This is a genomic window from Methylocystis sp. SB2, from assembly GCF_049817085.1.
Taxonomy (GTDB): Bacteria; Pseudomonadota; Alphaproteobacteria; order Rhizobiales; family Beijerinckiaceae; genus Methylocystis; species Methylocystis rosea.
The window spans coordinates 2,392,563-2,405,609 of record NZ_CP187401.1 but is presented as its reverse complement, the minus strand read 5'-3'; the positions used below and the strand labels follow the sequence as shown (position 1 = coordinate 2,405,609).

13 protein-coding genes are annotated in these 13,047 nt (G+C 61.0%); 1 reads left to right on the top strand and 12 read right to left on the bottom strand.

Going from position 1 to position 13,047, the window contains the following annotated elements; genetic code table 11:
• Positions 1-38 precede the first annotated feature (38 nt).
• Positions 39-926, bottom strand: coding sequence for a nitrogenase iron protein (gene nifH, locus ACPS74_RS11805; protein ID WP_018406756.1), 888 nt, complete (start codon positions 924-926; stop codon positions 39-41).
• A gap of 511 nt (positions 927-1,437) precedes the next feature.
• Between nifH and ACPS74_RS11800 the strand changes: the two genes are divergently transcribed.
• The gene (locus ACPS74_RS11800; RefSeq protein WP_029649210.1) at positions 1,438-2,274 is read left to right on the top strand and encodes a YgfZ/GcvT domain-containing protein; all 837 of its coding nucleotides are present in this window, start codon (positions 1,438-1,440) and stop codon (positions 2,272-2,274) included.
• 37 nt (positions 2,275-2,311) lie between these two features.
• On the opposite strand, the gene ACPS74_RS11795 is transcribed toward ACPS74_RS11800, so the two are convergent.
• The 11 genes from ACPS74_RS11795 to nifA form a co-directional block, all read right to left on the bottom strand.
• Positions 2,312-3,067, bottom strand: a complete 756-nt coding sequence (locus tag ACPS74_RS11795) for a 4Fe4S-binding leucine-rich repeat protein (protein ID WP_029649212.1) — start codon at positions 3,065-3,067, stop codon at positions 2,312-2,314.
• The gene (locus ACPS74_RS11790; RefSeq protein WP_029649214.1) at positions 3,057-3,590 is read right to left on the bottom strand and encodes a tetratricopeptide repeat protein; all 534 of its coding nucleotides are present in this window, start codon (positions 3,588-3,590) and stop codon (positions 3,057-3,059) included. The genes ACPS74_RS11795 and ACPS74_RS11790 overlap by 11 nt, the downstream gene beginning before the upstream one ends.
• A gap of 11 nt (positions 3,591-3,601) precedes the next feature.
• Complete coding sequence (locus ACPS74_RS11785; RefSeq protein ID WP_029649216.1) at positions 3,602-3,940, bottom strand: HesB/IscA family protein; 339 nt, start codon at positions 3,938-3,940, stop codon at positions 3,602-3,604.
• Between the two features lie 10 nt (positions 3,941-3,950).
• A complete protein-coding gene (locus tag ACPS74_RS11780; protein WP_014892097.1) occupies positions 3,951-4,175 on the bottom strand; it encodes a 4Fe-4S binding protein in 225 nt (74 codons plus the stop codon).
• A gap of 35 nt (positions 4,176-4,210) precedes the next feature.
• Positions 4,211-5,722, bottom strand: a complete 1,512-nt coding sequence (gene nifB / locus ACPS74_RS11775; RefSeq protein ID WP_051013311.1) for a nitrogenase cofactor biosynthesis protein NifB — start codon at positions 5,720-5,722, stop codon at positions 4,211-4,213.
• Positions 5,723-6,193: 471 nt separating this feature from the next.
• Positions 6,194-7,513, bottom strand: a complete 1,320-nt coding sequence (gene sufD / locus ACPS74_RS11770) for a Fe-S cluster assembly protein SufD (RefSeq protein WP_029649221.1) — start codon at positions 7,511-7,513, stop codon at positions 6,194-6,196.
• A 3-nt stretch (positions 7,514-7,516) separates the two neighbouring features.
• Positions 7,517-8,275 carry a Fe-S cluster assembly ATPase SufC gene (sufC, locus tag ACPS74_RS11765; RefSeq protein ID WP_018406747.1) on the bottom strand — a complete coding sequence of 253 codons (759 nt, stop codon included), beginning with the start codon at positions 8,273-8,275 and terminating at the stop codon, positions 7,517-7,519.
• A gap of 26 nt (positions 8,276-8,301) precedes the next feature.
• Positions 8,302-9,789 (bottom strand): Fe-S cluster assembly protein SufB, encoded by a 1,488-nt coding sequence (gene sufB / locus ACPS74_RS11760; RefSeq protein WP_029649225.1) that lies wholly within the window; start codon positions 9,787-9,789, stop codon positions 8,302-8,304.
• A gap of 12 nt (positions 9,790-9,801) precedes the next feature.
• A complete protein-coding gene (locus ACPS74_RS11755) occupies positions 9,802-10,557 on the bottom strand; it encodes a 4Fe4S-binding leucine-rich repeat protein (RefSeq protein ID WP_029649227.1) in 756 nt (251 codons plus the stop codon).
• 26 nt (positions 10,558-10,583) lie between these two features.
• Positions 10,584-10,778: a 4Fe-4S binding protein gene (locus ACPS74_RS11750; RefSeq protein WP_018406744.1), complete on the bottom strand. Its 195-nt coding sequence runs from the start codon at positions 10,776-10,778 to the stop codon at positions 10,584-10,586.
• A gap of 281 nt (positions 10,779-11,059) precedes the next feature.
• A complete protein-coding gene (gene nifA, locus ACPS74_RS11745; RefSeq protein WP_239755300.1) occupies positions 11,060-12,844 on the bottom strand; it encodes a nif-specific transcriptional activator NifA in 1,785 nt (594 codons plus the stop codon).
• Positions 12,845-13,047 lie beyond the last annotated feature (203 nt).

Below are 13,047 nucleotides of genomic sequence, written 5' to 3'. Positions count from 1 at the left end.
TCCCGCGTGCGGGAGGTCGACGCTCATGCGTTGACGGGTTAGGCGATCGCCTGGAGTTCGGCAGCGGTCTTGCCGATCTGGCTCTCGTCGACCGCCTTCATGATGCCGTGCTCCATCAGCATGTCTTCGAGCTCGTCCATCGTGATCGGCGTCGGAATGATGCCCTTGCCCTGGTTGGCGTGGATCTTCACCGCAAGATTGCGGTAATGATTCGCCTGCTCGGACTGCGGCGCATATTCCAGCACCGTCATGCGGCGCAGTTCGGCGTGCTGCACGATATTGTCGCGCGGCACGAAGTAGATCAGCGTCGTGCCGAGCTTCTTCGCCAGAGCTTCCGCAAGCTCGAGCTCCTTGTCGGTCTGACGCTCGTTGCAGACCAGACCGCCCAAGCGCACGCCGCCGGAATTGGCGTATTTCAAAATGCCCTTGGAGATGTTGTTGCCGGCATACATCGCCATCATCTCGCCGGACATGACGATGTAGATTTCCTGCGCCTTGTTCTCACGGATCGGCATGGCGAACCCGCCGCAGACCACGTCGCCGAGCACGTCGTAGGACACATAGTCGATGTCCTCGTACGCGCCGTTTTCCTCGAGGAAGTTGATCGAGGTGATGACGCCGCGGCCCGCGCAGCCAACTCCAGGCTCCGGTCCGCCCGACTCAACGCAACGAATGTTGAGATAGCCAACCTTCATCACTTCTTCGATTTCCAGATCCTCGACGCTGCCTGCATTGGCGGCGAGGCTCAGGATGGTGTCCTGCGCCTTGGCGTGCAGGATGAGGCGCGTCGAGTCCGCCTTCGGATCGCAGCCGACGATCAAAATGCGATGACCCATCTCGGCCAGAGCGGCGAGCGTGTTCTGGGACGTCGTCGACTTGCCGATGCCCCCTTTGCCATAAAATGCGATTTGCCGTAGTGACGACATGTCTATCTCCTCTTGGGCCCCTACTCATTGCCGCTGCTCTCTCGCGGCGCCTTGCTTCGCTGCCGAGTTAGAGAAGGACTCCCAGTAAGAGGTTCTCTGCGACGGCCCTCGATTCTCTCGAGCCGGTCCCTCTTTCGCAATGTCCATGCCAGCGCTTGCAGGGTGTGATCGCCGAATGAACATGGCTTTGAATCAATGATTTGTGAATGAGTGCCGACGGGTTGTTCGATGTCAAAAAGCTAACAACCATGTGATGTGGGCGACAAAGTAATTGCCGACGCGGTAGAAAGTTTTTGGGCGTTTTTTCGCCGCGCAGGGGTGGTTTTGATTAGGGCCGCTTCCTTGGAAGACGCGGCGGCGCGATGGCGAACCCCGTGCGTGTTGCGCGCGTGCGCTTTGCAGTTTGGGGTTGCAGCCATGGCAGGATCGTTGCTTCCAGAATCGATCCGGCGAGTCGCGCGCTTACGACAAACCGCGGCGGCTTACAGACGCGCTTGGAGCATAAGACACAATGTCAGCAATCATCAGCCTGCAGGATCGCGGCATTGTCGAAATCGCCGGGGCCGACGCGACGAAATTCTTGCATAATCTCGTCACCAACGACATCGCCAAGCTCGTCCCGGGCGAAGCCCGCTTCTGCGCGCTGCTGGCGCCGCAGGGAAAGATATTGGTCGACTTCCTTGTCTTTGTGGAAGGCGACGGCGAGACGCGCCGCTATTTGCTTGATTGCCCGAGCAGCTTGGAGCCGGATCTCCTGCGTCGCCTCGGCATGTATAAATTGCGCGCGGCGGTGAGAGTCACATCCAGAAGCGACGAATTCGCCGCCTTCGCCGTTCTCGGGGAGGCGCGACCGGACATTCCTGCGCTGGCGATGGCGCGGGACCCGCGCTCCGAGACGCTCGGCTGGCGGCTGATCGCGCCGCGCGGCGCGAAAGCGGAAGACGCTCGCGAAGATTATGAAGCGGCGCGTATCGCCGCCAGCGTTCCGCAAGGCGGGGTCGATTTCGCCTATGGCGCCGCATTTCCGCACGAAGCGAACATGGACCTGCTCGCCGGCGTCGATTTCACCAAGGGATGCTATATCGGCCAGGAAGTGGTCTCACGCACGAAGCATCGCAACCTCGTGCGCAAGCGCGTCACGCCTTACCACGTGGACGGCGAGGCTCCGGCTCCCGGAACAAAAGTCATGGCGGGCGAGATCGAGATCGGCGTCGCGGGCTCACACAGCGGCGATAGAGGCCTCGCGTTGATCCGCCTGGACAGGCTCGCGGATGCTATGGCGGCCGGAACAGTCCTGACTGTTGGCGGCGCGTCTCTGGATTTCGTCGTGGGGCGGGCTGCGGGTTGAAGCCGGTCTAAGGCTGATGCGGGCGTTCATCCAGACATCACTTCAATGCCTCGCCCGCGAGACGTTCGCGGGCCGCTTCCGCGACGAGCGGATCGCTGTCGTTGATCAAATGTCCGATTTCATCCACGTTCAGTCTGGTCGCGACGTAATGGCGCACGCGCCAATCGACGTCATCTCTCAAATCCAACAATTGTTCCGGCGTCAGCCTTTGCGCCGCTTCAAGCCGCACATCGGCGTTCGAATCTCGACACATTCGCCCAAGCCACTGGGCGTCGACCCGTTGCGCGACAATACGCCGAACTTCCACTTCCGGGTCATCGAACATCATCACCAGCAGCGCCGGCGCCACCTTCCGCGCGATCACGATCCGCACGTAATAATCCTCATCCTGCATCATCGGCAGAAGGTCTGGATCGTCGAGCAAAGTCGCGACGCGGATGCGCACTTCGCGATGCGGATCATTGCGCAATTCGCATTGATAGCGCGCCGGCAATCGCCGCACGGCTTCCCAGCGCACGGTTTCATCGGGATCCGACAATAAGCGCGGCAAGAGAAAAGGATTGGCGAATTTCGCCGCTATGGCGCGCACTTCGAAATGGGGATGCGCGAGATAGCCGTCGGCGAGCTCGGGATTCCAATTGAAGAAGCGATCGATGCGCCGCGCATATCGGTCGTGCACGCAGGCTTTGCGCAATTCGCACCGCCCCATGGCCAGCAGGTCTCGATGCGCGCAGTTCGCACAATCGATATCCAGACCGCGCCAGTCGCGCGCTTCGTCGATCTCACGCGTCATCGTCAAAGCCGATTCTGTCGAGAACGCCAAGAAGGACCTTAGCGCCGATCTTGTCCGTTGGGTCGAGTTCGAGAAGCTTTGCGATGGCGACCCGGCTTTCCTCGAACTCGCCGAGGCGCATCTGCAGATAGGCGTAGCCCTTCAACGTAAAGAGAAAGAAGCGCGGCAGAATTTCGTCGTAGCGGTCAAAAACCGCGTCCTGCGCCGAGGCGCGTCGCCAATCCCGCGGCATGTTGTTTTCGCGCGCCGCTTTTTCGAGGCAGCGATTGGCGATCTCCAATGCTTCTCGCAATCTGCCTTTGTAAAAGTAAAAGCGATAGAAGCCGATCAACACCGCGGCGTGATCCGGGGCCCATTGCTGGGCCTGGCGTAAGTAACGCTCCGCCGTTTCAGAGTCAGCGTAGGTTTCGCTGGCGAGATGGAGAAATTCTTCGGCCTCCGATGGCAGGCCCTCGCCAAGCAGCGCCCCGGCGAGAAGTTCCTTCTCGTCGGGGCTTAGAGTGGCGTGCTCGCCATTCACCATGACGCGCGCCTTTAATGCACATGCTCCACGACGGGCCCGCTGGTGCTCTTGCACGATCCCGTGTTCTTTGGATCGTGAAAGACCAGCCCGCCGCTTGAAGAGGAATCGGCGAAGTCAATCGTGACGCCATCGAGCAGCAGGCGGCTTTCGGCCGGCAGGAAGAACTTCACGCCTTCGACGACGAACTCCTGATCGCCGGCGCGCGGCGCGGCTTCGACGTCAAACAGCGCGCTGAGCCCGGAGCACCCGCCCGGCGACACCATCAAGCGAAAGCCTCCGCCTGGGTTGGCGCTGAACTGAATCATTCGCCGGATGAATTTTTGTGCGGCCGGCGTAAGCGTAAATTTCATTGCGGCCTCCTCAAGCCGGTGCTTGGTAACGGGGATAGGCGTTGTCGATCACGCAGGTGTTGTCGACCGGACAGACCGCCGCGCACTGCGGCGCGTCGAAATGGCCGATGCACTCCGTGCATTTCTTCGGATCGATGACGAATGTGCCGTTCTTCTCGGTGATCGCCACATTCGGGCATTCCGGCTCGCAGGCCGAACAACTCGTGCACTGCGACGCGATGATCTTAAGCGTCATGTCTTGCTCCTTAGCTTCGTTCCTTGACGCGTGTCTCAGGCCGCGTTGATGAGCGCGCCCTGACGGATTTCGGCGTCGCCGCGCTCCTGATGTTCGATTTCGCCGCTGTTCACCTTGTCGAGATAGGCCTTGAACCAGGCGATCGCCGACTTCTCGATGAACTCATGGGCGAATTGATCGACGGGCTCGATCCCGGCCTTGATCAGGTCGTTCTTCGGGCAACCGCCGATCTTCGCGACGAACACCGCATGGCAGTCGTTGATGGCGCGGATCACCGTCTCCAGACTGTCCTCGTCGCCATATCCGCCCTGGCAGTAGAGATCGACGCGGCGATGTCCGACGAATTTCGCGCCCGAGGTCGAGAGCTCGTAGACCTGGAACTCTTTGGCGTGACCGAAATGTTCGTTGATGAGGCCCGAACCCTTCGTCGCCACCGCGATCAGCAACTTGATGTCGCTCGCCGCGCCGGCCAGCGTCGCCAGCTCTTCCTGTTTCGCGGCCACCTTGGCGACGCGCTCTTCTTCGACCTTCTCTTGATAGGCCTTGCGCGACTCAAGATCGTAGTCGACCTCCATCGCCATGATCTTTTCGGTCGTGAACTCAGCGCTGCGATCTTCGCCGAGCAGGCCGACCGCGTCGGCGCGGCACTGGCGACAGTGGCGCATCATGTTCATCTCGCCTTCACAGCTGTCCTGCAGCGCCTTCAGCTCTTGCGCCGACGGACCGCGCTGGCCGTTAAGGCCGAACACCGTGCCGTGCTCCGGAGCCGAGATCAGCGGCATGATGTTGTGCAGGAACGCGCCGCGAGATTTGACGGCCTTGTTCACTTCGACGAGGTGCTTGTCGTTGATTCCCGGGATCATCACCGAATTCACCTTGCACAGAATGCCGCGCTCGGTGAGCATTTCCAGGCCCTGCAGCTGGCGGTCGGTGAGGAGCTTCGCCGCTTCGACGCCGGTGTAGCGCTTATGCTTCCAAAACACCCAAGGATAGATCTTCGCGCCGACTTCCGGATCAACCATGTTGATGGTGATCGTGACGTGATCGACGTTGTAACCAGCGATCGTGTCGACGTGATCCGGCAACGCCAAGCCATTTGTCGACAGGCAGAGCTTGATATCCGGCGCGGTGCGCGAGATCAGATCGAATGTCTTGAAGGTTTTTTCCGGATTGGCGAGCGGATCGCCCGGGCCGGCGATGCCCAGAACCGTCATTTGCGGAATGGTGGAGGCGACGGCCAAAACTTTCTTCGCGGCCTGCTCCGGGGTCAGCTTCTCGCTGACGACGCCGGGGCGCGATTCATTGGCGCAATCATATTTGCGATTGCAATAGTTGCACTGGATGTTGCAAGCGGGCGCGACGGCGACATGCATGCGCGCATAATGGTGGTGCGCCTCTTCGCTGTAGCAGGGGTGGTTCTTGACCTTCTCCCAAATCTCCGTCGGCAGGTCGCCCTCACCGGCGCCCGAACCGCAGCTCGCCTTGCCGCTGCCGCCCGACGTGCCGCACCCCTTGTGCTCGGCGATCTTCTGCATCACGTCGCCCATGGCGACCGCCGCGTTCACCCCTTCAGCTGCCTCCGCCGTTCCAACATCCAGAGACGTCATGGCTTTGCTTCCTTCTGTCGCTGCAAAGTCGTCTGTGCCGACTCTCGGCTGAGACGGAGCGATGCATCAGTTTGTCGGAGGGATCGCAACAACCATGCCAGCGCCCGAACTAACATTTTACGTTATATTTCAAAGCTGTATGGCGATCCAACAATGTAAATATTCAAACACGTCCCTACAATCTGTGTGACGACACTTGTTACAGATTCAACATCTTCGACAGGTTCGGCGACGCAGGGCGGCGCATCCGCTCAGACGAGCGTCTGCCGCATTATCCATGTCGAGGTATTTTCGCCGACGCCGCGTTGTCCAGATCGACTCGCGGCTACCCTGGATTTTTACGTCCAAATCGGAACGTCATGACGCCACCGCGCGACGTCATATGATGCGTCGCTCACAGGTGTGGGATCTTTATCGCGTTCTCAGCCGCTCGGAAACGAGGCTGGTGAGAGCCTCTCGAAGGCTGCGATTCGCCACGACGTCGATCACTTCCCCGACGAAGGCTTCCGTCAGCAGCGATTGGGCTTCCGCTTGGGGAATCCCGCGCGCCATCAGGTAGAAAATCAAGTTCTCGTCCAACGCGCCGACGGTCGACCCATGCGCGCATTGCACGTCGTCAGCAAAGATTTCCAGCTCAGGCTTGCAGTTGGCCTGCGCCCCTTCGGACAACAACAGCGTGCGGGCCATCATGCGCGCATCCGTTTTTTGCGCGCCGGGCCGAACCAGGATCTTCCCCTGAAACACCGCCTGCGACGAGTCATCCAGCACGGATTTGAACAGCGCCTTGCTTTCCGAACGTTCCGCCGCATGATCGAGGAACAAGGTCGCGTCGGCGTGCTCCTTGCCCTTCAATATGTTGGCCCCGCGCAGGCCGGCATGGGCGCCCTGCCCGTTGATGTTGATGAAGGACTGGTTGCGCAACACGGCGCCGCCGAGATTGAACCCGAAATCGCTCAGCTGGGCGTCGGCGGCGAGTGAGGCGACGAATGTCGAGACATGCATCGCGGCGGCGCCTTCGCGACTGATCTTGAGTCGCTCGAGGGACGCGCCCTCTTCCAGCACAATTTCGGTCGCGGCGTTCACATGGTATTCCTGCGCCGTTTCGCCCTCAAAGCTCTCGATCAGAGTCGCCCGCGCGCCTTTTTCAATGATAACAAGCGAGCGCAGGAAATAGGTCGCCGGCTGTTCGCCGGCTACGAAAACCAATTGTATCGGCCTGTCCACGCATACGCCGGCGCCGACGCGAATGACGACGCCTTCGCCCATGAAAGCGGTGTTGAGCGCAAAGGCCGGATCGTCGACATCGCCCACATTCCCGATCTGCGCCGTCGTCGCGGCGTCGCCCTTGGCCAAGGCCTCCGACAGCGACACGACGCTCAACCCTGCTTCCAAATCGCCAAGATCTGAAAGCTCCGGAACGAAATAGCCGCCGACGAAGACGAGCCGCCGCGCCGCGACGCTATCAAGAACCGCCGCACTCCGCGCGCTTTGCTTCGCGCTATCTTCCGGCGGCGCGGCCAGGGGTTTCACGTCGCGCAGCAGGGCGCGCAAATCCGTGTATTTCCACGCCTCGTCGCGGCGGTTGGGGAGACCGGTCTTGGAAAAAGCGTCGAAGGCGGCGGTGCGCAGCTTCGCAAGTTGCGGCGCGCCATTGCTTTGCTGCATGGCGAAGATTTCCGCCAGCCGAGCCTCGGCGTCGGTGAGTTTGCGAGTGGTCGGTGCGTTGCCCATGACTTATGCCGCCTCGCTTTGGTAGCGCGCGTAGCCCGTTTCCTCGAGCTCCAGAGCAAGCTCCTTCCCGCCGGTCCGCACGATGCGGCCGGCCGACTGCACATGAACGACGTCCGGCGTGATGTAATCGAGCAGCCGCTGATAATGGGTGATCACAACGATGCCGCGGTCCTTCGAGCGTAATTGATTGACGCCGTTGGAGACGACTTTCAGCGCGTCGATGTCGAGTCCCGAATCGGTTTCGTCGAGGATGCACAGCTTGGGTTCGAGCAGCATCATCTGCAGCGTCTCGGCGCGCTTTTTCTCTCCGCCCGAGAAGCCGACATTAACCGGACGCCGCAGCATCTCCATGTCCATGTCGAGGATCTTGGCGAGCTCCTTGACGCGCTTGATCAGATCGGGCGAAGACATTTCCTCCTCGCCGCGCTTCTTGCGCTGCGCGTTGAGCGCGGCGCGCAGAAAGGTCATCGTTGCGACGCCCGGCACCTCCAGCGGATATTGAAAGGCGAGGAACAGCCCCGCCGCGGCGCGTTCGTCGACGCTCATCTGCGACAGATCGGCGCCGGCGAGCAGCGCCTGTCCCTCGGTGATCTTATAGCCGGGCCGGCCGGAGAGCACATAGGACAGCGTCGATTTGCCCGAGCCATTCGGCCCCATGATCGCATGCACCTCGCCCGCCTTCACGGTGAGGTCATAGCCATTCAGGATCTGCTTGCCGGCAATCTCGGCCTTGAGGTCGCGAATTTCCAGTAGCGCCGTCATTCCACCACTCCCACTCTATAGAGGCGTCAGCCGACGCTGCCTTCGAGACTGACCGAGATCAGCTTTTGCGCTTCGACCGCGAATTCCATCGGCAGTTGCTGCAACACGTCGCGCACGAATCCATTGACCACCAGCGCGGTCGCATCTTCCTGCGATAGGCCACGCTGCATGCAGTAGAACAAGACGTCCTCCGAGATCTTTGAAGTCGTCGCCTCGTGTTCGAACACGCAGGACGGGTTCTTCGCTTCGATGTAGGGGACTGTGTGCGCGCTGCAGGCGTCGCCGATGAGCAGCGAGTCGCAATTCGTGAAATTGCGGGCGCCCTCCGCCTTGCGATGCGCCGAGACGAGGCCCCGATAGGCGTTCGACGAGCGGCCGGCGGAAATGCCCTTCGAGATGATGCGGCTCGACGTTCCCTTGCCGAGATGGATCATCTTGGTGCCGGAGTCGACCTGCTGGCGACCGTTGGAGATCGCGATCGAGTAGAATTCGCCGCGCGAATTATCGCCGCGCAACACGCAGCTCGGATATTTCCAGGTGATCGCCGAGCCGGTCTCGACCTGAGTCCAGCTGATCTTCGAATTGGCGCCGCGGCAGTCGCCGCGCTTTGTGACGAAATTATAGATTCCGCCCTTGCCGTTCTCGTCCCCCGGATACCAATTCTGCACGGTCGAATATTTGATTTCGGCGTCGTCGAGCGTCACCAGTTCGACCACCGCCGCGTGCAACTGATTCTCGTCGCGCTTGGGCGCGGTGCAGCCTTCGAGATAGCTGACGTAGGAACCTTTGTCGGCGATGATGAGCGTCCGCTCGAACTGACCGGTGTTCTTTTCGTTGATCCGGAAATAGGTCGACAATTCCATCGGGCAGCGCACGCCCGGCGGGATGTAGACGAAAGAGCCGTCCGAAAACACCGCGCTGTTCAGCGTCGCAAAGTAGTTGTCGGAGGTCGGCACCACGGTCCCGAGATATTTGCGCACCAGTTCGGGATGCTCGCGCAGCGCCTCGGAGATCGGGCAGAAGATCACGCCCGACTTCTTCAGCTCCTCTTTGAACGTCGTTGCGACGGAGACCGAGTCGAATACCGCATCGACCGCGACGCGCGGGCGCTCTTCGCCCTCCGGCCGTTCGACGCCGGCAAGAATTTCGCGCTCATGCAGCGGAATGCCGAGTTTTTCGTATGTGCGCAGCAGCTCCGGGTCGACTTCGTCGAGTGATTTCGGACCGGCTTTCGATTTCGGCGCGGCGTAATAATAGAGATCTTGATAATCGATCGCCGGGTAATCGACGCGCGCCCATTTCGGCTCGGTCATCGTCAGCCAGCGGCGATAGGCCTCCAGCCGCCATTCGAGCATCCATTCGGGCTCGCCCTTCTTCGCAGAAATGAAGCGGACGATCTCTTCGGACAGGCCTTTTGGAGCGAGGTCGGATTCGATGTCGGTGACGAAACCATATTTATATTGATCAGCGCCGACACGACGAACCTGTTCAACTGTCTCTTGCACCGCCGCCATTTCGCTCTCCGTTCACTGTTGCGCTTCGTCCAGGCGCGCCTGGACGAGGCGCCTCACTTCCGGATCAGGATCGTCGCGCAGACGCGCCAGCAATTCCGTCCCGCATCGCTCCGCCACCAGGAAGCGGACTCGTAAATCTTCGTCGGCGACGAGCAAGCCCAATTGCGCCGGCGCCAATCGCTCTGCAATAATCATGCGCACGCGGGGTTCGGGATCGCGCGCCATGGCCGGAAGCTTGTCGAGGGCGACCCGGCGCGCCGCTTCGCATCGCACCTGCGAGTCGTCATCGTTTGTCGCGCCGGCGAGGATATCGGGCGGCGCGCGACGCGCGGCAATCAGGCGCACGCCGCTGTCTTCGTCGAAAAGCAGCTTCACGAGACCTGCGCCCTCGACTCGCTGGGCCATCGCCATGCGCACTTTGCGGTCGGAGTCGCCGATCAATTTTTCAGCGAGACGCAACGGCAGACGTTGCGCCACCATGGCTCTGACGTCCGGCTCTTCGTCGTCGATCAGCGCGCGCAACTGAAAGACGCTCGCATATTTCACCGCGCCGACGCGCAGTTCAAAATAGGGATGGTCGAGATATTTCGCAGCTTCTTGCGGACTCGCGGCGAAGAACCTGTCAATGCGGCGGGCCCTTCGGTCGCGCACGCAAACCTGGCCGAGATCGCAAAGGCCTTTCTCGCGAATCTCCCCATGCGGACAATCGCGGCAGGATAGGAAGTTTCCAAGCCAGTCGACGGCGTCCATGCGATCCATGCGATGCATCGCCCCGCTCGGCCGCACTTATAGCGCTAGGCCGGCACGCATGTGTTTTCGACAGGGCACACGACCGCACACTGCGGCTTGTCGAAATGCCCCTCGCACTCGGTGCATTTCTTCGGGTCGATGATGTACATGTCGTTCTTGAGGCGGATCGCCGCATTCGGACATTCGAATTCGCAAGCGCCGCACACTGTGCATTGTGAGGCGATGATTTTGTACGCCATGTCGCGATTCCTCATGGATTCACTGCAAGCTTGTCCCCTCCTTTCAAATCGCATGCCAGTCGTAAACCACGCCTGTTTGCCGCCAGCGGCAAGCCGCGGAACGAAAGCCGACGATCGCATGCCGCCTGTAAACTCGCGGGCCAAGGTCGGTTTGGACCGTCCGCCCGGTTTAGTCCGTTCGCCTCCCGGCGCGTCCGCTCACCCCCTTCGGGTGGAACGAACAGCCCGCTTGGCCGCATGAACTGAACAAATGTTCTAAAAGCGACAATCGCCGGATACGGTCAGATGCGCTTTATCTCTATGTTGTATTTCTTCAGCGCATAATTGACCTGGCGCAGCGACAGGCCGAGCAGGCGGGCAGCCTTGGCCTGGACCCAGGCGGCCTTCTCCATGCCTTCGATGAGGCGCTCGCGATCGATCATCTTGCGGGAGGATGCGAAACCCTCGCTCTCCTCCGCCCCGGCGGCGTCCAGCGGCGACGCGTTCTCCCTGACCAAGGTCGGAACCGACGCAGCTGCGCTGCGGCTCGCCGACGCGATCTCCTCAGGCGGAGCGGGCGCGCGCATGCTGGCCGGTTCGGGATGCGCATGCGGATAGGCGCCGCTGGCGCTGCTGGTCCATAGCAAGGCCGAGAGACATTTGCCGGAGGCGCAGGCGAAATCGTGATCGACGATGGTTTCGTCGCGCGCCAAAGTCGCCGTGCGGCGCACGCAATTTTCCAGTTCGCGCACATTGCCCGGGAAGTAGCAGCGTTGCAGCGTCTCAATGGCGCTCGCCGAAAGTTCGTGCTTTTGATCGTTTTCGCTGTTGAACGTCTCAATGAAATTCTGCGCCAACAGCGAAACGTCGCCGGGTCGCTCGCGCAGCGGCGGCAGGAACACCGGCACGACGCTGATGCGGTAATAGAGGTCGGCGCGGAACTCGCCCTTCTCAACAGCCTCTTCGAGATTTTTGTTGGTCGCGAAAACGAAACGGACATTGACTTTCAAGGTCTTGGACCCGCCAACCCGCTCGAATTCGCCTTCTTGCAGCACACGCAGCAGCTTCGCCTGGAAGGCGGGCGATATTTCGCCGATTTCGTCGAGCAGCAGCGTGCCGCCGTTGGCCAGTTCGAAGCGCCCCGCACGCTGCGCGACGGCGCCCGTGAAGGCGCCGCGTTCATGACCGAACAGCTCCGATTCAAGAACGCTTTCCGGCAGCGCGGCGCAGTTCAGCTTGACGAAGGGCTTGGCGCTGCGGCGCGACAGGTCGTGCACCGCGCGTGCAAAAAGCTCCTTGCCTGTGCCGCTCTCGCCGCGCAGCAGCACGGTCGAATTGGACTTCGCGACGATGGCGATGGTGTCGAGCACTTCCATGATCGCCGGGCTCTCGCCGATAATGCCGGCGACATCGGGCCGCTCTCCACGAATCTCCTTCGGCAGGCAGGAGACCAGCGCCTTCTCCAGCGTGCTGCATTCGTTCAGCAACCGCTGCCGGTCGGCCGAAAACATGCGGTGCAGCTTCACCGTTTGGCCGATCAGATTGGCGATCATCGTCAATAAACGCAGATCGGCGTCGAAAGCGTAGGAGATCCAATCTTCTGACGAGCGGTTGATCGACAACGTCCCGACGACGCGGCTATCGCTCTTGATCGCCACGGCGAGGAAGGAGACTTTCGCGCCCACCGCCCGGGTGATCGTCTCGGCGGCCGTCGCGAACAAGGCTTCGCGGGACACGTCCTCGACAATGACAGGCATGGCGGTGGCGACAAGCCGGTCGATCACCTTGGCCGGCAGCGTGTCAATCGGCTTGCTGCCGTCGCGGCTGGTCCAACCCGAGGTCGCGACGATCTCCGGATTGCCATGCTGATCGAGGATGGTGATCATCCCCAATTTCATGTCGAGGAAGGAGCTGAGCACGGCGACGACATTGCCCAGCGTCTGCTCGAGGCGGGCCGGCGCGGTCAGGATTTTTGAGATTTCATAAATGCCGAGCAGCGCCGTGTCGGCGGACGGGGGTCTCGCCCGCGGCGGCTTTGCCGCCATGCCTTCTGTGAGCACAGAGCGTGAAGTGGCTACGTCGTCCATGGCCGCCTTCCTCGAACAGCCGCCGTTAGCACGAAGCCAAGGTTTCCGTTCGCACATGCGAGGATCGATTCCGATCGTCTCACGCGGTTCATAGTTTGTTTTATGCAAGAACCACGCAAAGCAGCGCCCCGTCGCCCAAGCGCTGCGCGCAATGTCGGTTTTGCGACAAGCGCAGCGCGATATCGGCCGAAGCGTGACATTCG